At 42.0% G+C, this 25,616-nt stretch carries 21 protein-coding genes; 7 read left to right on the forward strand and 14 right to left on the reverse strand.

Translation table 11 applies throughout. From position 1 onward, the window contains the following. The first annotated feature begins 113 nt into the window (after positions 1-113). Both G7Y42_RS05445 and G7Y42_RS05450 read left to right on the forward strand, forming a co-directional pair. Entirely contained in the window at positions 114-1,268 is a 1,155-nt protein-coding gene (locus G7Y42_RS05445) for a hypothetical protein (protein WP_165005020.1), read from the forward strand. 160 nt (positions 1,269-1,428) lie between these two features. Continuing rightward, positions 1,429-2,862, forward strand: a complete 1,434-nt coding sequence (locus G7Y42_RS05450; RefSeq protein WP_165037833.1) for a hypothetical protein — start codon at positions 1,429-1,431, stop codon at positions 2,860-2,862. A gap of 254 nt (positions 2,863-3,116) precedes the next feature. Here the strand turns inward: G7Y42_RS05450 and G7Y42_RS05455 are convergent, their stop codons facing one another. Then, positions 3,117-4,577 (reverse strand): immunoglobulin-like domain-containing protein, encoded by a 1,461-nt coding sequence (locus G7Y42_RS05455; RefSeq protein ID WP_165005015.1) that lies wholly within the window; start codon positions 4,575-4,577, stop codon positions 3,117-3,119. Positions 4,578-4,759: 182 nt separating this feature from the next. After that, positions 4,760-4,990, reverse strand: a complete 231-nt coding sequence (locus G7Y42_RS05460; protein ID WP_165005013.1) for a hypothetical protein — start codon at positions 4,988-4,990, stop codon at positions 4,760-4,762. A gap of 368 nt (positions 4,991-5,358) precedes the next feature. Between G7Y42_RS05460 and G7Y42_RS05465 the strand changes: the two genes are divergently transcribed. Beyond that, complete coding sequence (locus tag G7Y42_RS05465) at positions 5,359-6,276, forward strand: hypothetical protein (protein ID WP_165005011.1); 918 nt, start codon at positions 5,359-5,361, stop codon at positions 6,274-6,276. 87 nt (positions 6,277-6,363) lie between these two features. Here the strand turns inward: G7Y42_RS05465 and G7Y42_RS05470 are convergent, their stop codons facing one another. The 4 genes from G7Y42_RS05470 to G7Y42_RS05485 all read right to left on the reverse strand — a co-directional run bounded on the left by G7Y42_RS05470 (position 6,364) and on the right by G7Y42_RS05485 (position 12,856). Further along, on the reverse strand, positions 6,364-11,088 hold the full coding sequence (locus tag G7Y42_RS05470; RefSeq protein WP_165005008.1) for a Rib/alpha-like domain-containing protein: 4,725 nt from the start codon (positions 11,086-11,088) through the stop codon (positions 6,364-6,366). Between the two features lie 223 nt (positions 11,089-11,311). Next, entirely contained in the window at positions 11,312-11,722 is a 411-nt protein-coding gene (locus G7Y42_RS05475) for an LPXTG cell wall anchor domain-containing protein (RefSeq protein WP_165005006.1), read from the reverse strand. A gap of 3 nt (positions 11,723-11,725) precedes the next feature. Further along, positions 11,726-12,337, reverse strand: coding sequence for a hypothetical protein (locus G7Y42_RS05480; RefSeq protein ID WP_165005004.1), 612 nt, complete (start codon positions 12,335-12,337; stop codon positions 11,726-11,728). Between the two features lie 42 nt (positions 12,338-12,379). Beyond that, a complete protein-coding gene (locus G7Y42_RS05485; RefSeq protein ID WP_241161913.1) occupies positions 12,380-12,856 on the reverse strand; it encodes a hypothetical protein in 477 nt (158 codons plus the stop codon). A 253-nt stretch (positions 12,857-13,109) separates the two neighbouring features. On the opposite strand from G7Y42_RS05485, the gene G7Y42_RS14980 reads away from it, so the two are divergent. Next, positions 13,110-14,636, forward strand: coding sequence for a leucine-rich repeat domain-containing protein (locus G7Y42_RS14980; RefSeq protein WP_241161914.1), 1,527 nt, complete (start codon positions 13,110-13,112; stop codon positions 14,634-14,636). A 66-nt stretch (positions 14,637-14,702) separates the two neighbouring features. Here the strand turns inward: G7Y42_RS14980 and G7Y42_RS05495 are convergent, their stop codons facing one another. The 5 genes from G7Y42_RS05495 to G7Y42_RS05515 all read right to left on the reverse strand — a co-directional run bounded on the left by G7Y42_RS05495 (position 14,703) and on the right by G7Y42_RS05515 (position 19,680). Beyond that, positions 14,703-15,227 (reverse strand): DUF664 domain-containing protein, encoded by a 525-nt coding sequence (locus G7Y42_RS05495; RefSeq protein ID WP_165005001.1) that lies wholly within the window; start codon positions 15,225-15,227, stop codon positions 14,703-14,705. Positions 15,228-15,442: 215 nt separating this feature from the next. Next, a complete protein-coding gene (locus tag G7Y42_RS05500) occupies positions 15,443-16,429 on the reverse strand; it encodes a polyprenyl synthetase family protein (RefSeq protein WP_165004999.1) in 987 nt (328 codons plus the stop codon). A 22-nt stretch (positions 16,430-16,451) separates the two neighbouring features. Further along, positions 16,452-17,018 carry a Gx transporter family protein gene (locus tag G7Y42_RS05505; protein WP_165004997.1) on the reverse strand — a complete coding sequence of 189 codons (567 nt, stop codon included), beginning with the start codon at positions 17,016-17,018 and terminating at the stop codon, positions 16,452-16,454. 11 nt (positions 17,019-17,029) lie between these two features. After that, positions 17,030-17,446 carry a NusG domain II-containing protein gene (locus G7Y42_RS05510; protein ID WP_165004995.1) on the reverse strand — a complete coding sequence of 139 codons (417 nt, stop codon included), beginning with the start codon at positions 17,444-17,446 and terminating at the stop codon, positions 17,030-17,032. 296 nt (positions 17,447-17,742) lie between these two features. Beyond that, positions 17,743-19,680: an NAD(P)/FAD-dependent oxidoreductase gene (locus tag G7Y42_RS05515; protein ID WP_165004992.1), complete on the reverse strand. Its 1,938-nt coding sequence runs from the start codon at positions 19,678-19,680 to the stop codon at positions 17,743-17,745. 302 nt (positions 19,681-19,982) lie between these two features. On the opposite strand from G7Y42_RS05515, the gene pplA reads away from it, so the two are divergent. The 3 genes from pplA (at position 19,983) to menA (ending at position 23,084) form a co-directional block, all read left to right on the forward strand. Then, entirely contained in the window at positions 19,983-20,918 is a 936-nt protein-coding gene (gene pplA, locus G7Y42_RS05520; protein WP_165004991.1) for an extracellular electron transfer flavoprotein PplA, read from the forward strand. Positions 20,919-21,017: 99 nt separating this feature from the next. Continuing rightward, positions 21,018-22,118 (forward strand): FAD:protein FMN transferase, encoded by a 1,101-nt coding sequence (locus G7Y42_RS05525; RefSeq protein WP_165004988.1) that lies wholly within the window; start codon positions 21,018-21,020, stop codon positions 22,116-22,118. Positions 22,119-22,130: 12 nt separating this feature from the next. Next, positions 22,131-23,084 (forward strand): 1,4-dihydroxy-2-naphthoate polyprenyltransferase, encoded by a 954-nt coding sequence (gene menA / locus G7Y42_RS05530; protein WP_165004986.1) that lies wholly within the window; start codon positions 22,131-22,133, stop codon positions 23,082-23,084. A gap of 72 nt (positions 23,085-23,156) precedes the next feature. On the opposite strand, the gene G7Y42_RS05535 is transcribed toward menA, so the two are convergent. The 3 genes from G7Y42_RS05535 to G7Y42_RS05545 all read right to left on the reverse strand — a co-directional run bounded on the left by G7Y42_RS05535 (position 23,157) and on the right by G7Y42_RS05545 (position 25,589). Beyond that, complete coding sequence (locus tag G7Y42_RS05535; RefSeq protein WP_206215446.1) at positions 23,157-23,852, reverse strand: hypothetical protein; 696 nt, start codon at positions 23,850-23,852, stop codon at positions 23,157-23,159. 89 nt (positions 23,853-23,941) lie between these two features. After that, positions 23,942-24,646 carry a hypothetical protein gene (locus G7Y42_RS05540; protein WP_165037835.1) on the reverse strand — a complete coding sequence of 235 codons (705 nt, stop codon included), beginning with the start codon at positions 24,644-24,646 and terminating at the stop codon, positions 23,942-23,944. Next, positions 24,636-25,589 carry a hypothetical protein gene (locus G7Y42_RS05545; protein ID WP_165004981.1) on the reverse strand — a complete coding sequence of 318 codons (954 nt, stop codon included), beginning with the start codon at positions 25,587-25,589 and terminating at the stop codon, positions 24,636-24,638. Before G7Y42_RS05545 ends, G7Y42_RS05540 begins: the two co-directional genes overlap by 11 nt. Between the last annotated feature and the right edge of the window lie 27 nt (positions 25,590-25,616).

The following is a 25,616-nucleotide window of genomic DNA, read 5'->3' on the forward strand; positions in this document are numbered from 1 at the left end:
TTCACTCTGCCCCTTCGCACTTTTTCTATCATCCAGAAAAAGATGTTCCGCCAGTACCGCTAACTCATGATACTCTTACTGTGTGATAAAACAAAAAATGAAAGGGGTCACTTATGGAGAGCGAGTTATTGCATAGTGATGTAGAAAGAAAAAGATACACATACTCTTTAAAAGAGCGTGAAAATTTCCTCCTTGATTTAACCAACTGTAATCTGGAAGATCCGTCGAACAAAATAGTGAATTTAGATTCGGAAAATGTGATTATATCTACATTTTCCAAACTTATTGAAGCCTTTGATGACAAAAACAAACAAATAAATAAAGAGAAAAAGACGATCAAATCTAAGATCAGCTATTTAGAAAAAAAGCGAAACAAATTAAATAAGAACATCAAAAAAAGAGCTTTTCAGAAAAGATTACATTGGATTCCACGATACATTATCGCTCTTTTCTCACGTTCGTTCACTTCAATTAAAAAAGCAAATCAAACGATTTACGCTGATATAGAAAAAATAGAACAGTTATTAAATAAAGAAGAAGCGAAATATCAATGGAAATCATTTATGTCAATAGATTCTAAAAATGTACTACAATTTATGAGAGATGATTTAAAAGACTTTCACAAAAATCGAATCTCTCTTAACGAAATCAAGCGCTATCTCATGAATTACGCTGAACTGTTCTTGTGTTGCGATACAACGAACAAACTGATTGACACAGATCTCACAGCTGCACAGCAAAGTTTAAGATTAGAGCCGATAGTCTCTCAGGTAAACACTAAAAATAATGACATGCCTCCGATCCATCTTGCAAGGGAATCCGATGTATTTTATCCCATTGAAACTACTGCCCCTCTAGATGAACTTACATCAAAGGCTGTAGAAGATACAGAAGTTCAGGTACATACACCAGAACGAGTAAGATTAGGATCTGTGAGTTCCACTTTAAGCGATAGTTCCATCATAAGTGATGGTTCCACTTCAGGTTACGGTACGACTTCACAAGGTGCTATACGAAGTAGTACCGTATCTCTTGTGTCAGACAATCTTTTTGTAATTGGAGGAACGAATCCGAAAAGTCCTCTACTAAGACTCACATCAGTAAGTTCCGTTAAAAGTGATAGTGTAATCCAACCCCAACGTTCATCTTTATCAGAACTAGTGGGTCCTGCTGTTAACCGAAGGGCTAGTGACCCAACTCTCGCAAAAAACAGAGGAAAAAGAGATGGACGAATGACGAGAGCCTCCTCAAGTACGCTCGTATACTAGCATCAAATTTTTAATCACCTGTTCCATTTTCAGCTGCGTACGATCAACAAAAGGCGTACCAGCTTTTTTCTTTATCCAGAAAAAGACGTTCTATTGGTCCACATAAATCATGTTACCCTTTCTATATAAATTTCTATAAAATTAGAGAGGTCGTGCGACTATGCCAAACGAACATCAGAAAGAAAAATTCAACAGATATCTCCATAGAATCGTAAAATACCAGAAAGAATTAGATGCACTACAAAATGTGCAACCCCAGAACAGCAAAGAAAAGAAAAATAAAGCAAGACAAATAAAGACTACTCAAGAAATATTAGAAAAAGCCCAAAACGACCGTCAAAATCTTCTGACAGAACTATCTTTAGGGGATGCCAATATAACCGCACTTTCTGAAATCATAGACAAATTCAAAAAGAAAGCATTAGAAGTAGAAACAAGCCAACAGGCAATAAATTCGAGGATCAGTTTCTTAGAAAAACGCTTGACGAAGTTAAATAAAAATCAAAAGAAAATGAAGCATCCAAAACGCTATTTTTGGGTCTCAAAACAAAAACTTAATGAAAAGAACAAAAAAATATTAACAGAAATCAAGAAAATCCCCTCGTATAGACAACTTGATCTATTGTCCCCACCTATTCCTACTGCCATAGAATACGTAAAAAATACGCTAGAAAAAGGCACTCTAGAAGCTAAAGATGTAGTCCAAATAGAATATGAGAAAAATATTCCTCATTTCAACTATGTTTTGGACCAATATGTAATAGGAGGCATCAATTCTGAAGAAATAGGGAAAAAAATAAGCTCTTTCTCTAACGGTCTCTCATCCATTGAGTATCTCGATCAATTGATATATACTAATCTTCCTGAAGCTACAAAACTGATCAAGAACGCGGCATTAAAAAGAAGCCCGGCATCTAATCAACTTGTAGCAACAAACCAGACTCTACTTGAAAATAATCCAACTATAGAAGCTAAAAATCCAAATATCCGACTTCCAGAAGGAAAAGAACCTACTATCGTGCAACCAACAAATGATAATAACATAGTGAAAGAATCAACTAGCAATAGCGCTCATATAGATACTAATCTAGATAGTAATAATCTATCAAAAGAAATGCCGTTTCAAAATAAAGATATAATAACACCTTCAGAAAAATCACTGGTTCACGTGCCAAACAGCTCACATTCTCTCAATCAAGATTTGACGTTCACCAGGAATATTCCAGTAGATAACAAATTAGAACACCTACTAAGCGAAGATAGCACTGGAAGAACAGATATGGTCCATGTCAATAATCTCCATGAACTGACGAGTAACGTCACTGCTAGGGATACTGATCCGGAACATGCTTTAGCTAGTAATGCTAAACAACAAACGATTGGAGAAATCCTAAATACTCCTTTATCGGAAATACCAGAAGAAAATAATCTTAACCATATATCAGCAGCAGACAGCAAGCCAGACGAAAAAAAGAGCTTTAATATGAATATACCAGCAGATGAGCGCAAAGTGTTAAATATCGTTATACCCAATGCCCTCAGCAGACAGAAAGAAAGTCCAAAGAAAGAACGCCCAACTACTCACGAACGCTAGCACCGAATTTTCTCCCGCTTGCTCCATCCTCATCGGCATACCGCAAAGCAAAAAGAGATAGATGTCCCTTGAACTGAGGACGTCTATCTCTTTTCTATCAATGGTGGTAAAGCTATTATGTTTTCTTTTACTATTTAGTTTTTATGATACCCACAAAGGACTGGGAACCAGTCTCTTTGTGAACGTACCTATGAAAATCATAGGTTATGTGCTTTGATTCTTATCTATTTTTTCATCGTTCTCTGATCAACAGATCATTGAGGGACGATGTCGATAGAGCCGATATAACCTGCGCGATAATTCTCGATGATGATCAATGGTTCTGTTTCATCTTCGCCTACTGTGAAAGTCTGCGTGACGTAACGATAATCTTTTACACCGAGCGTTGCTCGATCAAGTGTCGTATTAAAGATATCCCGACTGTCATTGCTCGAAGGATTGGCTTTCAATGAAAGTTTTACGTGATGGGAACGAAGATCACTATCCAATTCTGGCTTGAAATAGACCGTTGCCCGATAGGTTTTCCCAGCGACCAGTGCTTGTGCACCTGTATAGTGTTTATAGATACTCGCATGTTGATCGGCGTGGAATACATAATCACCTACAAGCGCTAATTCTGGGTCTTTCACCAGATGGATATCTTCCCCAGAGAACATCTTCCAGTTTTCCACACTTCCATTCGGCCATGTTTCTTTGATCACGACTTTCACATTGATCGTTTTACGTGTCGTTTCACCCACACTGTTCGTTACCTGATAAGTGACTTGGTAATCTCCTGGTGTCGATGTATCCACGTTGTTTTCTACTACAGTGATCTTATCCGTGAGATCTCCATCTATTTTATCGGTTGCTTTTAATCCGATACGACTGTCAAATGGATCAAACAGCTCAAATTTATTGATCTCGATATCATTCGCAACTAATTCTGGTGCCTGGAAGATCGCATCGAAACTGTTGACACGCACAGTATGTTCATTCCTACGCGCCCCAGTGGCTGCTGCGATCGTAAAATAATACAGTTCATTTTTATTGATAGGTGGATTTGTCAACTCCCATGTTTTTCCTTCATAGCTCGCTGTGAATTTGTTTGCCGTGCTATCCCATTTTATGATGAGTTTCTGGAATTGGTTAAGTGGCCCAGATATGCTTTGCATAGGTGTAGCTGCAGTTAGATAACTAGAATTCCGGTTTGTAAAAACAAATCCCGCATGAGCGTCACTGATATTGGTATGCCCAAATGAGGGGTCCCTATCCTCAGGCGCGTCTGCAAAAGTATCCACTTCAAACCCGACCCCCTTTCTCAAACCAAGTATGCCTAAACCGCCTCCGTACCTCCCTACTGTTCCGATACCACTTTGATGGAAAGCAACGGCGATCCCATCCGCTCCTGAACGGTCGGCACCCAAATTCACATCAATATCAAGAACAAAATCTCCTCGCATGTCTAACGATTTGATTCCTGTAATCGATCCAGCACGATAAGTTGAATTTGGCGTGAGACGGACAGTGTTTTGATTCAATTGTGTTGCATGTCCGTTGATAGAAAATAAATCTTTGATATCGAATCGTTCAACTGTTTCCTTTTCGTTCATCGGTCGAGTCATATTGATCACATGATTCTCCGCTTGAACTTCCTTATTCATAAACATACTTGTCGTCCCTGCCAGCACTAACCCAGATAACATGACACTAGCGATTAACTTTTTTTTCAACATTTTCATCTCCTCCCCAAACCTTATGTAGCAAACAACACACGCAACAATTAATTCATCGCATTCCTCCTCTTGCTCCATTCTGGTGTTTCCATAACTAATGATAACGGAGTCGGAGGTCTCGAAAATATTTTGTATGCGATTGCAACAAAATATTTTTCTTGATTGTTCGCCTTTTAGAGAATCTATTTCAGTTTAGGATGGAATTTCAGTTGATTTTCCGGCGTTTCATAAATAACATCCATTTTGAATTTTTTTTCGACGATCGATCGGATCAGAAACTTATCAGAAGTCGTCAGCTTCACCCCACTTTCTTTTTCGACATCTTCAAACGTGAATGCACGTTTTTTCCTTTTGATTTGTGTAATAAGTGAAGCCACATCTGCACGCGTGAAATTAGCTATCTCTTTTTTCAAAAAATACGCTCCTTCTTTTGGATTTTTTGAGTTGGAGTATCAGCCTTCTAGTTGCTGCATACTTGTTTGGGGATCATACTTGTCCCTCGCTTGTTGATTACACTATAACACGGATTTTTTAGCAGTTCGTGACCATAATTTCTAAAAATAAAAAAGAATGTTCTCGTTGCCAAAAACCTCTTTCTATCAATACTTGCCCCCTCATTCGAGAGAAATTATCATCAATCAGCCATCCTCTTTTATTTATACAAGAGAAATAAAAGACCTGCGTACCATCTTTTTTTATCTTTGGAAAAACAAGGAACAAGAACAGAACATATGGATGATAAGATTGATATATACAAAAATAACAGAAAAGAGGTATTAGAATGCCCGAGGATTTTAGAAGACAATCACAACAAGGCGACTACGAGACGCTCCAAAGATTAAAAGAAACAGCGGAAGAGCAACGACAGCAACAACAATTTTATGAAAACGCACCTCAAGAAATAAAAGACATATTAGATCTCAGAGAGAAATGTAGCAGTGCCCAAAATGATATAGATAAATATCATAATAAAATCCAATCTATCAGACAGGAGACACCGAAAGAATCCGAGTGGCGGAACAAACTATCTGATGCTGAATCCAAATTAAACACGGCGCAAAAGAAACTTGAAAAATTGGAAAAAATAGAGATTTACAAAGATCCCAAAAAAGTGGAAATATATGAAAAGATACAACAACTAGAAGCAAGGAATAGCTCTCTCGAGACAAAGAATAAGTCCCTATGGGAAAAATATAAAGAAAACAAGGTTAAACTGACTGAATTGGAAAAAAAATACAGCCCTTATGATAAGTTGATTGAAAAAACTTTTGAATTTCAAGAAAAAATTAGCAATAACAAGAAGAAAATAGAGAAGATAGAAAAAAAGAATCCTATCATTCGTTTTTTTAAACGTTCAGAACTTTCCGTCTTAAAAAAACAGAACACACATTTAAACAACATGATTCAAGCAAACGAAAATAAATTAAAGACGCCAGAACATACGGAATTACTAACGGAAAAAAATAAGCGTTCTGAAATTGTCTCGGAAATACAAGCTCAACAGAATGTGAATGCACAGACGATAACAAGGAATAGAACCAGAATTTCTCAGAAAAGAGATACACTTAGTGCGATGATTATCGATACTAAGAGCAGAAAGCCAAAAGAAAATTCAATAGGTTCACAATCTCCTACCCCTTCACTGAATAATCGCCCCTTACCTAGAAGCAATTCTAATAGTCATAATACTAGATTATGATTCAACAAAAAGCCCATCAACCGACGTCAATCGATTGATGGGCTTCTTTGCTCGTATATTTTTTTTACAAATAAACAGCTTCTTACCTTAGGAAACAACCTCAAACTGATAATGGATATCCAATCCAAGGTTGATCTCCTGCTGATAATCGCCAAAGTAGCGTCCTTCGATCTCGAATAGACTTTGCTGATCTGGAGCAAGTTGTGCAACGACTTGGTTCCTCGTGCTTTCGTGTAGATCGACGGATCGTCCTTGCGTCCGGTAATTCTGGTGAAGCTTGACTGCTCGTGTTTCTCCTGTCGGATCAGCATCTGTTGAACGTAACAGCTGCAGATTGTTAGGATTGTTCGTGATGGTGACTTCTTTGACAGAAACCTTGACTTCTTTCTCACCCATGTTATGGATATAATAGGTTGGAGAAGACACATTTCCTTGGTTCACATCTGATGTTCCGAACAAGATTTTTTTCGGGATCTTGATATCGATGGATTCAGTTGGATCTTCTACAGTGAAAGGCACCGTGTAGTTATAGGTTGCCTTGCCTCCAGATACCAAGTCTTCTTCGACTTGGATGATCCCTTCGCTTGTTCCTGTTTTGCTTGTATCTGGATGCTGGATGAATTTCGTCACACGGATCGTCGGGAATCCTTCTGTAGAAAGATAGTTTGCCACCTGTTGATCGAGTGCTGCTACCGTCATGCCTTTGTTGATCGTCTGACTCTTGACTTCCAGCTGATTGATGTATAGCAGATTCAAACCGGATCGAGCCATTTCATAGTAAGCAGTGGGGACACCTTCTGTCTCTTTTACTAATTGATTGTTTCTTGAGACCCAGGTATTCGCGCCATTATACTGGGTGTTATTGCTGAATCTTCTGACATTGAACGAGAGGACATTCCCATAATCCATTTGTCCATTCATTTCTGCTAATTCCGTATTCCATCGGTTCATCATCGCCGTTGGGGTTTGGTTGACAGTCACGAAACTGACCATTTTCGCTGGGGCAGTTAGGTCTTGTCCGGTAAATATCTGCAATACCGGGCGAGCGGTCACTTGATTTCCAGTAGAGAAGCCATCTCCTCTAGTTGCCACTAGCTTAGGCTTGCCGCCTTCGTCTAGCAAGGAAACAGCGCTGGCAGTCGCATTCATCGCCTCAGTCCTAGCAACGATCGTACTTCCCCACTTGACTTCGTAAGGAATCGTCGTTTGAATCACACCTAAGCCATCCTTCGTACGTATTTCTGCTGGTACTTGTCCTGAATTGATGACGCTCGTATCGATTGGTGCGCCTAGTTCTACTTCGTACTCATCCGCATTGACAATTGCGCCATTCACCTTCACATTCGTTACCCATTCAGCCAGATCATCCTTATCGATGTCTTCCCCTAGATGAAGCTCTTGAGAAACTGCTTCAGCTTCTAATTGCTTCACTGGAACGAGACGGGTGTCTGTTACTCGGTAATAGGAATAGTTCGTACCAAATGAGTAACTGACAGGGTTCTCATTCTCCATCAGCCTACTTCGACTAGCAGATTCCGCATGGTAGACTTTCACGATATCTCCTGCTGTTACGACAAAAGGATTCCCTTGATTGAAACCATTCACTGCATCTCGTATCAATGCATTTCCGATGACTTCGTGTTTATACTTACTTGTCTCTCCATCCAAGATCTCGATGGAATAATAGACATTACTCCCGAAGTAGGGATGGACACTACTTGCTGGGTTCGTGCTGCTTTCCCCGAATGTCGAGTTGATCTGTAGCTGTCCATTCGTATTTTTAGTCAGACTGTATGCACCTGTTACATGTGATCCTAGTCCTCCAAGGCGGATCGTGCTCCCCCACTTGATACTGACTGGGACATCGATGATCGTCGTTGCGCCTTCTGTATCTTCCAACTGTACTCTGGCTGTTTTTTGTCCAACCGTACTCATATCAGGAACAGTTACATACGTCGCTTTCAAAGCCGCTGGCGCATCATTGTCATCTTTGACATTCTTCAATACATCCATCGCAGCTGCAGGCAATTCTTCCCCTAAGTTCAGTTCTTGATCAACTGGATCGGCAGTCGGTGCTTCATTGGGTATTTCTATATTGAATGTCACATCATACGTGTACCGGACCACTTTGCCTGTAGACAACGGCTCTTCCACTTGGATCTTTCCAATGGAAGTCCCTGCTTTTGAGGTGTCTGGATACGAAATGAATCTGAGGGATCGAACGCCATCTGTCTCTAAGATATTTAGATATTCCATGATTTGACTATCTAGATATTCTTGCGATGATCCTCTTGGAATCGTTGGAGTTGCTGGCGTCAATCGATTGATCTCTAGCAGGCGATAACCACTCGACATGATTTCGTAATAGGCTTCGCTGCCTTTGACTACCAATTGTTCATTTTCAGCTAAGGCATTTTTGTCTGGATCTGCTACCCAGCCGCGGACTACATCCCCATACGAAACATTTTGCGGCGTCCATCTCGCTAATGGCACACTTGACTGTTCTTGTCCGTATGCTTCAACGGATCGTGTAGGGCTTGCTGTCATCAAATCTATGGCATCATCTGCTACATTTGTCATATCGAACCAGCTAAAGTCGTAATATCTTTGGTTCATGAATTGAGTATTTACAAAATTTGTTGTGCCACGTCCGAAAGATGCAGAGATACTTGGAGTCATTCCATGATGTAAAGTGAATGCCGCTACTGTACTCGTTACCATTAAGAAACTTCCGCCAAATACGATGCTATCTCCCCATACCACTGTAACAGGAACTGATACGATTTGAGACACACTTGCATTTTTTGGCGTGACATTGATACGGATCGTTTGACGTCCTACCCTAGTCGTACTCACAGTTCCTACTAGTTCAGCATCATAATCCTCTGGCGCCAGTATCTCTCCATTCAGCTGTACCTCAATAAATTGTTTCAATCTCGTGCTTAGATCGGTTCCTAAAGAAACGTTGATGTCTTCTTTCGGGGTCACTACAAGTCGATCCGTCACAAGAAAAGGTACGGTATAGTTGTAAGTCGCTGTCTTTCCGGAGTCCAAGGTCTCTTCGACTTGGATGACTCCATTCTTCTTGCCGTTAGTTGTCGTATCTGGGTAGCTGACAAACCCTTTTACTGTCACTCTGCCAGAAGTCCCCACATCTATATAGTTCGCAACATTTTGATCCAGTTCTTCTTTCGTCATGCCGTTAGGAATCTCATGTTCGGAGACAGACAACTTATGGAGCTCAAGTTGACGGAATCCGTTAAGAAGTGTCTCGAAATATTCTGTGTGCGCATTACCTGAATAATCCGGTCTTTGCCCTTGCTGTGACAGCCAGATCTTTCCTTGTGCATGGTAGGCAACGACAAGATCGCCAACAGCAAGCGTATGATCTCTATTATTCCAATCACGTAGACCGGCATCTTTAAATCTCCCCCCTGGTATTTGGTGGGTTATTTTAGTTGTTGTACCGGAAAGATTATTCAGCAAAACGTTAGAGTCGATCCCGTATATACTAAGCCCGTAGTAAGTTTGTTCCTCAAATCCCATTCCTACTACATCATAGACATCTGCTCCTTCACCTGCAAATGCCTCTATCCTCGGACCTCGTCTTCTATAGGCGCCTGCAACTGGTGCATAGTTGTCGTTATTGCCAAAGACGATCGTATCCCCATCTGTATAAGTAACTTCTATAGTAATATCTTGTGTCAATATCGTACCGTCATTTATCTGAACTGTTATTGGTATCTGGTGTGTACCGACCGTATCGAGCGTCCTATCCGGTGCAACGACCGTGTATTGAGATGTAGCTAAAGGAACACCATTTCTCAATACATTAACAAAACGGTGATAATAAATCGAATTGATGGAAGATGTGGCCACCGGGGATGCAGCGGTGCGTTGACCTAAAGAAAATGGCCCGGGATCACTGACTCGGAGTTCGTAACTGTTCGGCGAAGTTGGGATCGTAAACAGCATCAATTGTGAGCCTGAATAGCGCACACCTTCAACAAATGTATCTGGATCTAGGTGAGGATAAATCGAACGGACCACTGTCCCCATCTCAAGAGGATCTACTCTAAAATCCACTTGATATTCAGTCTGATCACTGGCACGAAGACGCGTCACTCTGAAGCTGATCCGCTGATTCGAGCCGACTTGTGTCGCACTCACATTCGAGAAGCTGATATCTCCTGTCGTATTACTAAACGTAGGTGTGATCCTGTAATAGGATCGCGAGTGTGACGTATGACCATAATCCATATATCTAGCATTGACATTTGGAATTCTGCCCTCCCCGGCGATCACAGTAATCCAATCACCGCCATTTCCTTCGATCGTAAACGACCGCGGAATCGTAAAGGAATAATCCTGCACACTTCCGACCGCACCGCCTAATGGTGCCCAGCTACTTTTTTGAGCATTGATCGCCGATTGTACGATCGAACGGTATCTAGCCCAACCATTATTGCTTAATTCCCTGCGGAGATTATCATCCAGGAAAAGCCGATTGCTAGGTGCCAGTGCTAATTCAGACTGGCTTTCTGTCGGTACAGACATGTCAGGTTCTTCTGTCATCGGCGCTTCGTTTGCCGGTTCCGGCACAACTGGTTCTTCTGTTAGTGGTTCACTCACCGGTTCTGCCGGTTCGGGGACCACTGATCCCGATGTTTCGACTGGCGTCTCTGGTTCTTCCGCTGATTGCGGCACACTTTCTACAACTGAGGCTTCGGTGATCTCTACTGCGTGGACGATTGTTGGACTGATGCTGGAAAACAACAAAGTACAGACCGCCGCTATTTTTAATAACTTCATTCGTTCTCTCCTTTCAATCAATGTCTTCCTGAGCTACTCCACTTGCTGTCTCATAAGCCTTTCTCTCCTATTACACTAGCCGAATCAAGTACAAAAACGGCAGTCCTATCAGATCAGTATCATCTTGGTAAAATCGTCGTTCTATGTGCTTTTTGTACTTGATTGGCAGAAAAAATCGGCGCAACGTATGCAGCTCAGGTGTTCAGCCATTGTTTCGTATCGCTTATTTTTTTGTTCCCAATGATCGGTTTCGGTAAAGCAGGACAATCGCTCCAGCTGTCAGCAAAAGCCCCGTCCCTGCAAGCCATGGATTCGCCATGACTGAATTGGTCTGGGGCAGGTTCTGCCGATCCTTGGAACCATTCGCCCCAGAACCGCTACCCGAACTACCAGAACCAGTCCCTGTGCCAGAACCTGTTTCGGTACTCGAGCTGCCTGTGCCTGTGCTTGGACCTGTACTCGAACCTGTTCCCGGATCGGTACTCGGGTCTGTTGTACTTCCGGTACCATCTTCTGAGTAGAACAATCCGCTAGCCGGGATAGATGTTTCCTTGGCAGCTTGTGCCGAATCGATCGGGATCAAACAAACAATACTCGTTAGAAAGAAAAGCAACCCTAAAACTGCTTTTTTCATTGCTTATACCCCGACTGCTTCGAATCGCAAGACGAGCTCATATTGTGGAGAGATTGCTTCGCCGAATTGGAAATTCGCACCGACATTCCCTGAGAAAGAAAATTCTGTCACATCATTTTGATTCTGCAGCGTCACTAATTCTCTAGGGAATTGCGGTGTAGTCGTCGGATTGACTAATGGGATAGAGGTGTTGTTACTGAGTCCAGTCATGTTCAGGACCAGCTCCGGTACTTTGTCTGCATCTTGGCCTTTTACGAAATTCCCGACTGATACTTTGACGCCTTTCACCGAATTGTTCTGTATCTTATAGATTGGTGCGACGATCTGGCCTTCTGTCGCATCGGTTTGTCCGAACAATACTTTGGTCGGGATCGACACGTCGATCCACTCCACTGGATCAGTCGGCTCTGGTCCAGGCCCTGGGTTTGTCGGGTCCCATTCTTTGAATGTCCCTTCTGCCGGGATCGTTGCACTGTCTTGTTTTTGGACAGAATCATAAACGGTATTCGGATCTGCTTCGCCTCCGACCCATGAATAAGCTTGGACACTTTGAGCGATCGACAGACTGCTCAGGATCGTTAACGCGGATAGTGCGACTTTCGTTGTTTGCTTCATTTGTTTTCCTCCATATAGTTAGAATTTGATTTATAGTTACAGTCAACTGGCAACTGTTAACTCACCGACGACAGAAGATGTTCCGACGACATTTTTTTCAGCATCTAGAAACTCTACAGTACTTAGTGTCTTATAGGTGCCCGCAGCGATTTTTCTCAACAGCTTGCCTTCTGACACATACTGCTTCGGTTCGATGACTCCGGAAGAATAGATCTGCTTGTCTTCTCCTTCGATATATGTCGTCACTTCGATCGCGTATTCATTGCTTGGCGGGTTCTGGATATTCACCGAACCTGGATCTTCTGCTGAATCAAACCGCATATTCGTATCGATCTTCAGACGTACATAATCTTTGTCTGCTTTGTCCTGCATGAATCTCATCAGTTCTTCTTCCGACATGTCTTTGACAAATGATGCGTCACCTTCTAGATTCATGACTACTTCCGGTACCGAGCGAGCGTTGAAGTACCAGAAGCCGCCTGCTGCACTTCCTAGCAATACGATAAAAAAAGCAATCATCTTTTTCTTATGCTTCTTGATCAGGATATCTCCTCCTCTCTTTGCTGCGTATGATATAACAGATACGTCATGCAGCTAGTGTTGTGATGACCAATCGCTCACCTAATAACACGATAGCAGATTTTCCCAAGGGGGCTGGAACACTTTTTTCCTGTTGCAGAAATATGTGGAAGGCCAGAACACTTTAATAATCTTGCTTATTAAAACCCTACGATATACGCTTAGGGTGTAATCGATTACAAAAAAATAAGATTTGGAGAAAACAAATGAAGAAAAAACAGTATACTTATTATCTGCTACTTTATTGTGCCATACCTTACTCCCTATTCATTCTGTCTCAGCAGCCGAACAAAACCATCCAGCTCCAGTTGTTCAAAAAGAAGTGGAGAAAGAAAAAGACTTCTTGACAATGGAAATGTCTGCTCCTACCTCTTCTTTTTCGATGCATTCAGTTGATCCTGAAGACCAAAAAGTCATACAGATCAGAGATAAAAACTTAGAAAATTACTTAAAAGAACGATTTGAATTGCACGAAAATGAACCTATCACCGATAAACATATGGAAAGTCTGATCACTTTAGATGTATCGAACCAAGGGATTGCTGATTTATCAGGGATGGAGTATGCCAAAAATATCGAAGACATACGGTTTAACCAAAATATGGTCTCCGATCTTTCACCTTTAAATGGGTTGACTAAATTGACCACGATCGGTGCGAACACCAATCGGATCACGACCTTGACTTCTTTGACGCACATGCCGGTATTAGAGCAATTATCTATTAACGAGAATCGACTAACTTCTTTAAGAGGTATTGAAGCGTTACCTTCTATCCAGAATTTGTGGATCTCAAGAAACCAAATCACTTCTTTAGCAGAGCTTTATACAACAAATAATCTTAGAATGTTCGAATTCAATTCATGCCAAATCACTGATCTATCACCATTGATCAATCATACGCGACTGGAAGAGATGTATGGTGCAGAAAATCGGATCCGAGGAATAGATGAACACTTGGATTTTCCAAATCTGAGGTTGCTGGAATTAGGAGCAAATGATTTTGAGTCCCAAATCAACGCGAATCAACTACAAATAATGAATAAAATAGCCGAATTCGAGCGCTTAGATACGTTAGCACTCTCCTTTAATGGAATTTCTACTATCGAACCCTTAGCTAAACTAACAAATTTAGAGAGACTGTTTTTCATGAGAAATAACATCTCCAGTATCGAGACACTTGGATCTTTGCCTAAACTTCGGTCTGTCAATGCGACAAATCAATTGACGAGTCAGACCGATACAGTGGTCAACACTCCTACTCCGCTCTTGATTCGAGACCAAAATGGACAAATACCTAATATAGAATTCTTTCATCCAGGGACCTACGACGGACAAGCGGTGACTTGGCACGCTGCTGGGACAAATAATCTGGGCTGGTCTACTGATCCAAGTTCACCGATTCAGTTTAGTGGTCTATTCATCCAATATGCCGCACCTGACTACCGTCCATCCGAGCCGATAAATGTACAATACGTTTTCAACCCGAGAAGTACGACATTTACTTGGGATCCTCCAGTAGATGTTGGATCTGGAATCAGTCATTATGAATTTTATTTATGGGACATTCTGATCGACACACCAACAAAACCAGAATTGACAACAGATCAAGTCCGTTCCCATGGGATATACCCAGTCAAAATTGTTGCTGTTTCATACAACGGAAGGAAATCCGCTCCGTGGCAGGACCTGATCTACAGACCATATATGCCTGTGAATTGAAAATAAAAAAGCAGAAGCTTGAGATTTGCACTGTCTCAAGCTTCTGCTTTTTTTGATGTCGATAAATTAGTCTCTCAATCCCAGCAAACGTCTAGCATAGATCACCTGTCCTGAGTGCATGGCGGCATCGTCGATAATAGAAACCAGTCGCATGCCTCGTGTGACAGCAGGGGTCCAGCTTTCATCGATCACTTCATCAAGTCTGGCAGGTTCGAGTTTTCTTAAATAATCGATCGTAGTGTCCGTAGCGGACCGCAGATAACCAAGCAGATCTTCTACACGATCTGCTTGTATTTTTTGCGCTTCTTCCAGCGTGTGTCTCCAATCCTGCTCGTCATCTGCTACTGTCATCGGAAATCTTTTCTCCCATTCTTGGCTGTGCCAAATCGGTGTCGTCTCTGCCAAATCAGCGATCTGGAAGTCTAATTCACGCGCTGTATGCCAAGCCAACCAAGTCATGGACTTGATCTGAGGGGCTGTTTCTGCTACAGGGAAACGGTTCGCTTCCTCGATCGACACCCCTTCGAATAAACGCTCGAATCGTTCATATGCCCGTTCTAAACTATCGATCAGCATCTCTAGATGACTCATCTTTTTTCCTCCTTTTTGTTTTTTCTGGGTAACCTTTTCTTCTATTATGTTACTACATGTCACTGTTTTTTATGCAAAATATGCGATACGATCGTTCGTTTCCCAAAACTATGTAAAAAAATACAGCCAGCACCTCGAAGCTGCTAGCTGTATTATTGTCGAGGCCCATCCACATGTACCTTCTTCTATCCAAAAGCAAAAAGTATTGCACTGGCTCAATCATTTCGCTCCAAGATCAATCGGGTGAGAGAAAAGAGATTCTCTTTCGTTCGAAGCGCTGTGTCTGGTAATTTCATGATTTCTTTCAGTGCTTTTTCTGTGTAGGAAGTAGCCAACTCCCTTGCTTCTTTCACACCGCCTGCTTCTTTGACGATGCGCCGGACTTCTTCCACATCTTGTTCGGTCATCTCGCCTTTTTTCTCTAGATGAGGCAGCAATAGATGCTTATTGTCTTGCAGTGCATAGATCAAAGGCAAAGAATAGACCCCTTGCCGCATGTCTTCCAGTACCGGTTTACCGATGTCTCCACTGTTTTTCGTATAATCCAGAATATCATCAATGATCTGAAAAGCCATCCCGATCGATAACCCGATTTCACCAGCTCTCTTTGCAAATCGCTCGGTCGTCCCGCTCTCATAAGCACCCACAGAGCAACTTAGCTGGAATAACTCAGCTGTTTTTCCTGAAATATTCTGCAAGTATTCTTTCACAGACAACTCGTAATTATAACGATCATCCATCTGTCCCAACTCGCCATTCAACACCTTTTCCATACTGCGGGAGTTCAGCTGCAGACTTTTCAAAGAGGTCGAATAATCAGAAAGTAGTTTGAAACAGCAGACGAATAAATAATCCCCCGCATACACCGAAACGACATTGCCGAACTGACTGCGGATATTGGGTTGTCCACGACGCAAATCAGCTTCGTCTACGATATCATCATGGATCAAAGTCGCCGTATGGAGCATTTCAATGGAAGCAGCTAATGCGATCGCTTTGTCACGATCTTGTTCGGGACCGAATTGGGAAAACAGCAATTGGTAAGCCGGACGCAGTAATTTTCCGCCAGCATGGATCGTCTCTTTGATTGCTTGTTCCACCGGTTTGTTCTTCAAGCGGACAGTTTCTTCCATTCGTTTCAATGTTTCGGTCAATTCTTTGCTTAAAGCGGGATAATTCTCCCACATTGGGTGTAGCTTCATAAAAAAACTCCTTATATAGCGATTATTTTTTCAAAAAAGTGGGACTCCATTTTTGTTTCGTCTCTTTCTCGTAATCTTTTTGGAATCTCTGAATGGTCTGCACATGCTGCAACAGATAATTGGCCGCAACACCGATCGCAATACCAGACAAGATCCCTAAAAACGACAAGATAGGAAGGTAAAGCATGACTGTCCAGGACTCTGCGATAAATGAAGCCATCAAAAGCTGTCCGACGTTATGCATGAAGCCGCCAGTTGCACTGATCCCGATGATACTCACTCTTTTTGGTCCTAGACGTTTGACCAGAAGCATCCCAAAATAACTGAGCAGCGTGCCGCTCATACTATATAGAAAGGTGGAGATCGTCCCGCCTAACAGTGTGGTCAAAAACAAGCGTAGCCAGATCAGCAGGAAGCTGTCGCGTTTTTTCATCGTAAAGATCGCAACGATCGTGATCAGATTGGCTAAGCCCAATTTTGCCCCCGGTGCAAAAGAAAACGGATAGGGGATCATGTTCTCGATCAAACCGATAATCACACCTTGTGCGACGAGCAGCGAAATATAGATCATTTTTTGTAATTTGCTCATGATGTGGGCGTCTAATAAATCAGACTGTCTTCGTCACTCCCGTCTGTTGATCGGACTTCGATCACTAATTTATGTGGCAGACAAACGATCGTCTCCCCGTTCTTGGCTGCCCAGCCTCTGCGAACGCAGATCTGGTCATCGCAATCTGCTTCTTTGATCCGAATCCGGTCGCCATCGACCTCGATCAGATTGTAATCGCCGTGAGAATCTTTATAGGTATACGTGTAGCTTTCCTTACCAGAAACTAACGGAAATGTTTTGATTTCCGTGCCGTCCACGCGAAGCACAGCTTCTCTATCAGGAGCGGCATCGGCTTGCTGGAGTCCAAAAATCACGATCGGCAAAAAAGAAAGCACGATCAAAAGAACGATGATCACAATGTCCCAAGGTTTAAGCAGGCTTTTTTTGGCAAACTCTTTCAGATCCATGATCGACCTCCATTCTCAAGGATAACTGACCTAATTTTAGCATAAAAACAAGAGGTTGTGACAACTGCGTTCTGCTTTGAGTAATAAGCGCACTGGACAGAAAATAGCTCCTCATATTTTTCATCTGAGCGGACTTAGTGCCGCAGATACAAGCTTTTGAACACCATGTATGATGTTGTAATAACTCCCGACCACTTATTCCGTTCTTTTTATATAAAAAGGAAGCTGTGACTTCTGCCCCAGCCTCCTCTCTATTGAAAGTTTACATTCCACTCACTTTTTCCATCTGCTCTTGGCTATTTATTTTTCCCATACTGGGCTTTTGGCTTGCCGTACCACCAGTTTCCTAATGTCCGTTGCAGCCAAGGGATCACCCAGCGGTCCAAACCAACAGCTCGACCTGAACCATTCATCAATGCTAGGGCAACGAAGATGAACCAGATATTCACCCAATAAAACATCCCTGACAAACAGAATGTAATGACCAGTACGATCGTTGTCGCACTGCACAACCAAGTAAACAAACCAGCGATCAGCGCTAAAGCCAAGGCAATCTCAAAGAATACCATGAATTTCTGGAAGAACATTGCCACGTCATTATTCGGCATGATCACTTGCATCATCTTCGTAAACCAGTCCGGCGATTTTTCGATGACGGCCATTGGTTCTTCCCCATACGCATAGCTCAAGCCAAAATGTGCAGCTTGTGTTGCCGCTTCGCCAGTACTTGCACCTGCACCGCTTGCCGCAGTCGTTGCATCACCAGCTGCAGAAGCACCACTTGCGACATCTGCGACATTGTACTCCCAAGTCCAAGGGAACACGCTGTTTCCAGTGAACCATGAGCCTTCACCAAACCAAGTACCTGGTTTGAACACTTCGCCATTTCCGATGATTTTCTTCGAAGCTTCCACGAACCAGACCAGTCCGTAAAAGACGCGGAGCGGTACACTCCACAGCACATTGCCATAACGGGAAGAATGTCCGCGTGTCACGTTGCGGTCGTCTTTGATATGGAAGAATTCATGCATCAGATACTGGAACATATAATAACCGGAACGGATATCAAAGAAGTATTTCAAATTCACGATATGTTTCATTACAATGGCTAAAAATCCGCTCAAGTGGATCTTATCGAATAAGTTCGCGACACCCCATTTAGCGCCGATTGAAACCATGAATCCTTGATAATTCCCTTTGAACTTGTGTTTTTCTCCACCTTTGATTGAAGCAACGATATTTGCTGCCGCTGTATGCCCAGTTTGTTCTGCTGCTTGAACGATCTGCGGGGTCGGTGTATTCGGGAATTCTTCGTAGAACACCAGATCACCAACGATATAGATGTTCTTGTCTTCGTATCCTTTTGCCTGCATGTATTCATTTGCGACTAAACGTTGTCCGCGTGCGGCTTCAAGTCCGAAATCAGCGGCATCTGAAGTTCCTTTGACACCTGCTGTCCAGATCAATGTATGTGTCGGGATCTGACGTCCGTCTTTCAACTTGATATGATCTGCTGCTACTTCCACGATCGGTGCATTCAACAACAGTTCCACATGGTGTTTACGTAGATAACGCTCTGCTTTTGCGGCATCATTTCGGTCCAGCATGTTCAGGATCGTCGGCATAGCCTCTACGACCATCAATGTGATCTCGTTTGGATCCAGTTTGTAGTCTTTTGCCAAACGGTTTTTCCAGTCGATCAGTTCCCCGATCATCTCGATCCCAGTGAAGCCAGAGCCACAGACGACAAATGTCAGCATTGCTTTACGCAATTCATCGTTTGGTTCAAGTGCTGCTTTCGCCACTGTTTTTTCGATATGTTCGCGGATTCTGACTGAATCTTCAAATGACCAAAGCGTGAACCCATGCGCTTTAACGCCCGGTGTGCCAAAATCATTCGGTTCGCCGCCCATCCCTAGAATCAACTGATCGAATGGATAAGCGCCTAATTTTGTCTTGACGATTTTTTTCTCTTTATCGATGCCGGTTACTGTGTCTGTCACTAACTGTACGTTTTTCTGACGGGCAAACAAGTGCTGCAGGTCATATTGGATCGCTTCTGGTTCCACACGTCCGCCTGCTACTTCGTGCAACTCTGTCATCATAGTGTGATAAGAATGGCGGTCAATCAAAGTGATTGTTACGTCTTCTTTTTTTAATTTCTTTGCCAGGAATTTCGTTGCTGAAACGCCGGCATATCCTGCACCTACAACGACAATATTTTGCTTTGTCATTGATCATCCGCTCCTTATTTAAACTATCTTATATGAAATATATGATAACTTTTATAGTTTGATACTTATTACACAATCTTTATACATTATATATATGTTCTGTTCTTTTGTCTAACTCCTTTTGGATATTTTTGGAAATTTGTTTTAAAGCGTTTTTTTCACGAAATTTACAGAAAGAAAACGATTTATATTTCACGGGAGATATTTTTTAAAAATAGTTGACTTATAGTCTAAAATAATTAGAATGTATAATGAATCACAAAACAAATTGTGGACTAAAAAAGGAAATGGTGGGGTAAAAAATGAAAAAAAATCGTTTTGTCACTGGATTTGCCGTACTGGCATTTTCAGCTCTAGTATTAGGCGCTTGCGGCGCAGACGATAACGGAAGTTCAAATAGTTCATCCTCTGCTTCTTCAACAGCACAATCATCAACTGCAAAAAGCACGACAGAATCATCTGCAAAAGTTGTGGCTGGTGGAGACTTGCAAGACGGCACATATAAATTAGAAGAAAAAAATTATTCTAACGGCTACCGCGCAGTGTTCGAAATGGTCGTAAAAGACGGCAAGATCACTGAATCAAACTATGACAATATCAATGAAAATGGCGAATCTAAAACAAAAGACGCTGAATATAACAAAAACATGGAAGCAAAATCTGGCACAAACCCAGAGAAATACATCCCTGCTCTTAATGACGAATTCGTCAAAGCACAAAGCGCAAGCGGTGTAGAAGTCGTAACAGGCGCAACTCATTCATCTGAAAGCTTCCAAAACTATGCACAACAATTGATCCAAGCAGCACAAGCTGGAAATACAGATACGATCGAAATCGACAATGGCGCTGACTTGAAAGACGGCACATACAAATTAGAAGAAAAGAACTACTCTAACGGCTACCGTGTACAATTCGAAATGACTGTAGCTGGTGGAAAAGTCACAGAATCGAACTTTGACTATGTCGACAAAGACGGCAAATCAAAACAAGATGACGCTGACTACAACAAAAACATGAAAGCAAAAAGCGGCACAGAGCCAAAAACTTACATCCCTACTTTGAATGACGAATTCGTCAAAGCAATGGGTGAAGAAGACGGTTCACCAGCTGACGTTGAAGTAGTCACAGGTGCGACTCACAGCTCACATTCATTCATCACATATGCACAACAATTAGTGAATGCTGCTGAAAAAGGCGACACACAAACAATCGAAGTCGACAACATCGTGACAGAATAATACAAGTAAAATAAAGTGAAAAGCTGGAGGGTGGGGCGATTAGTCATTAGTGGCGATTGCCCTGCCCTCTTTCATCACGACAATGAAATGAGGAAACATATGCGTAAAAAATTATTCGTTCCTTTCGCTTTGATCCTATGCTTCCTGATGTTGGCCGGATGCAATGATTCATCGAAAAAATCCACAGCCGAAAGCACCTCATCAGCCAAGGTTCTGAAAGATCCCTATTCAGATGAACAGTTTCTGCTTGGGACATATGTCCGGATCCGAGTCTACGATGAAGGGAAAGAATCAGCTCTGAAACCGGCATTTGACCGAGTAAAAGAGTTGGGCGACAAGATCACCATCAATCAGTCGGGCTCTGAGATCGATGAGGTCAACGCACAAGCCGGGATCAAACCAGTAAGAGTTTCTGACGATGTCTATTCCCTCGTGAAATGCGCTTACGAATACAGCCAAGACTCGCAAGGCGGCTTCGATATGGCAATCGGCGCGATCACTCAATTATGGCGCATCGGCTTCGATGATGCCCGCAAGCCTTCTCAAGAAGAGATCGACCAAGCATTGAAACTCGTGGATTATCATAAAATCGAACTGAACGACAAAGACAAAACCGTTTATCTCAAAGAAAAAGGAATGATCATCGATCTAGGTGCAATCGCTAAAGGCTACATCACAGACGAAGTCGTCAAAGTCCTGAAACAACAAGGTGTGACAACTGCTATCGTCGATCTAGGCGGAAATGTCTATGTATTAGGCCACAGCCCAAGAGGCAATGATCAAGACTGGACAGTCGGTATCCAAGATCCGAATATGGCACGCGGTTCTGTATTAGGTTCGATCAAAGAACGTAACAAAACCTTGGTTACTTCTGGAATCTATGAACGATACCTGGAAGTCGACGGGAAAAAATACCATCATCTGTTCGATCCAAAAACCGGTTATCCTTTCGATAATGATATCGCAAGTGTCACGATCATTACTGACAAATCCATCGATGGAGACGGATTATCGACAGCAGTCTTCTCGATGGGCGTGAAAAAAGGACTGGAATATGTCGAAAGCGAACTGAACAACGGGACCGAAGCGATCTTCGTTACCAAAGACGATAAAGTTTATGTGACTGACCCGATCAAAGACTCGTTCAAATTATCTGAGGATTCACATTATACGATGGGCGATCGGTCTGAATTAAAATAAGGAGCTGGACACATGACACTAAAAACTTTTTTGGAAGTAGTAGAGATACGGACAAAAGTGGCTAGTGTATTTCCTTTTGCGGTAGGGGTATTATTCTCTATCGCTTTTTTTCACGAGATACACTGGCTGAATACCATTTTGTTCTTCATCGGGATGCTGATCTTTGATTTGGCAACGACAGCAATCAATAATTACATGGATTATGAGAAAGCACATTCTGAAGTATACAAATACGAAGAAAACATCATTGGACGCAAGAACCTCTCACCTGTATTGATACGTAACATGATTCTAGCAATGATTTTATTCGTTCTGGTTATCGGGATCATTTTGACCATGAATACTGGTTGGTTATTGTTTTTGATGGGGTTTGTCTGTTGCTTCATCGGCGTGTTCTATACTTTTGGACCGATTCCTTTATCGAGGATGCCTTTGGGAGAGATTTTCAGCGGATTTACGATGGGACTGGGGATTTTTGCGATGGTCGTATACGTCAATACATTCAGCTCAAAAGTGTATGATTTGACGATCGATTTTTCAACTGGCCAATTCCAGCTGGCAGGAAACCTGTGGGCAGTATCAGCGATCATTTTAGCATCTTTGCCACTTGTATTCACGATTGCCAACATCATGCTGGCAAACAACTTGCGGGATCTTGACCGTGATATCGAAAACCATCGCTACACATTGGTCTTTTATATCGGACGACCAGCTGGCACGGTGTTGTTCCAGCTATTGATGTACGCTTGTTACTTCGTTCTTTTGATGGGGCTTTTAAGCGGTATCTATGAATGGCCGATTCTTGTGGCATTCCTAACATTGCCGAAAATCCATGGGAATCTGCAGCGATTCAAGAAGACTTTGCCGCAGCCTGTCAGTTTCAGTTATTCCATCAAAAACATGGTTTTATTCAACGCTAGTTATGTGTTGGGTTTGTTATTGACCGTGATCGTGCAGTTGTTTTAACAGCATTAACCCTCGCAACAGTAAAAAATCTTTTACTATCGCGAGGGTTTTTATCTGTTCTCCTTCGTATCATCATGATCGATTAACTGGATTTATGACATCATCAGAGCGGGTTCTAGCCACAGGTTCAGCGATTTTTTCATTCTTAGAACTAGCAGATTTGTTTGCGCTCTCTATTGTATTTGCTAAGTCGATCTGACTCTGTCTACGTTGACTGCCTTCAGGGAGCAATGATTTTAATTCTTGGAACATTTGCTGTTCATTATAAAGGTTTAAATCGACACTTGCATCATAAGCAATGTCACTGATCGTTTTGATGACATTCGCTGTTTGTGTAGGATAAAATTTTTTGTAGCTGTTTGTTAAAGCTCTTAAAGCAAACCCTTCTTTATAATTCAACTGCTTAAATGTTTTACTGCCTTTTACATAACTGCTTTCATCCTTGATTTGTCTTCTTTTGTCATATATCTTTTGCTCAAGAACATGCATTTTGTGACAAACTTTGCCATACTTGATCAAATTTTTCTGATAATCTTTAATTAGATTCAATGAAGCATTATAAACCGTTGTTCTATTTCGAGAATCGCCAGATTGAAATGCTTGTTCAAATCCTTGAGTGTACGTAGGGTTTCGTAGAGACATCTCTTCCTTCTGTATTTCTTTTTGTCCCTCGATCAGTTTTTTATTGATCGAGTGCCATTCTTTGCAAACACTTTTGAATCGACTATTCAATTGTTCTTTTTCTTTTCGCAATTCTTTTTTAGACATTCCCTTTCCACCTCTCTTACGGTTATCTGCTTGAACTATTTTCACCAATGTGGGCTGGTGTATCTTGTTTTACGGTCTTCTAGATCGCATTATCTAGAGAGACCGGGGTTAAGTCTAGGGTTAGTCGTTTTACTAAGTGTATTACCATGTTCACGTTGATTGACTAGTTTCTTCTGCTCTGTATTGGCAGCATCAGCTCTAGCTGTTGCATTAGTTTTAATTGCGCTGAGCCGACGTTTTCTATTGTTCTGTTTCGTGACCTGGTTTGCTACAACTTCTCTTTGCCCTTTTGTCTTGAAGCTTTTGTTGCTTCGCGTGATTTGTACTTTTTCAGCTACTGGAGATTTTCCTTGGACCACTGGGCCTTGTTCTCTTGTCAGGTGATCTCTGGGTATGATAGTCTTAACAAATCTGCTAATCAGCGCTCTTAGACCAAGGGCAGAGCTGCGTCTTTGTTCAGGTGTTGCTTTTAGGTCGGGAGAAGAGTGGCGCCTTTGTTTAATTGCTGCTCTTAGATCAGAGAAAGAGCTTCGCCTTCGTTCAGGTGCTGCTCTTAAGTCGGGGGATGAGTGGCGCCTTTGTCTAGCTACTGTTTCTCCTTCTTTATTTTCAGTACCTTCTTTTTCTTTCTCTTTTCCTCGATTTTTTCTCGTATTATATAAACCATAGGATTTTTTCCCCACCCAAAGGATTGCTCGGATGAAAGTCATAATTAAAGCTGGTGTCATTTTGACAGCTTTCTCGATTGCATTTTCCGTATGACGTATTTCTGGGTCTTTCTCGTTATTCATCATTTTCAGTCACATCTCTTTCTGTAATAATGACTCGATTCCCATTCTCATCTGTCGTTTCAGTTGTTTTTTGAGGAGCGTCTTCTCGGGTAGTCCCGTCTTGTGTTAATGTGACATCTTCATATTTTTTTTCATAATAAGAATGCCACATAAACGTACCTGTGCGTCCTGCTAAGATATATTTTGATCCTTCTTCCGTTATTTTGAACGTGATTTCGTCTTGCTTGTCATTGCTGTCTACTCGGCTCAATGTAAAAGTGGCGCCTTCTCTTTCTGTCACGATCGATTTTATCGTATATTTATAACGTACTTCTTCTTTTTTATCCTCCTCTCCTTCGATTTTTGTTTGGATATATTCTTTTTCTTTAAATTCGAGCGTAAAAGTACGCTGTGCATTCACATCTTCCCATTTTCCTTTTTGCAAAACATCCGACCACATCTGGTTCACTGCATTTTCTGCTGATTCGATTTGCTCTGCGTCTTCTGCTTCCATCTTTTCTTTTATCTCTTCATTGGGATACAAGAAGATCTCTTCATCGTCTTCCTTCCGATACATAATGGTGCTGCCCATGCGCTGTTGCAATTGGAACTCTTTCTTCTCCCCTTTTTCGTCTTCTAAGACCATCGTGCTTGTTCCGGTCATATAATACTTACCTCTTTCGATCCAGGAAGTAGCCCAATAAGTCCCGTCGGAATCCAACTCTATCGTCATATCATCCGAACGATTGGAATACCATTTCCCGCTGTAAAGCGTGCCGCTGTATTGTCCACGTGTTTCACTGCTTTGATTGGTTTCTTCTCTTTGGCTATCGTTCGTGGCGTTTTCTGTATCCGTCCCGCGATTCATCAGCGAATAGCCGACGATCGCTAGGACAAGAACAGCAAGGACCCCTAAGCCGATAGCCATATTTCTACCTGCTTTTGTTTCTAAAAAATTTTTAATCATACAGACACCTTTCTTAAATATAGTCAT

The organism is Enterococcus sp. ZJ1622, assembly GCF_011038845.1.
GTDB lineage: Bacteria > Bacillota > Bacilli > Lactobacillales > Enterococcaceae > Enterococcus_B.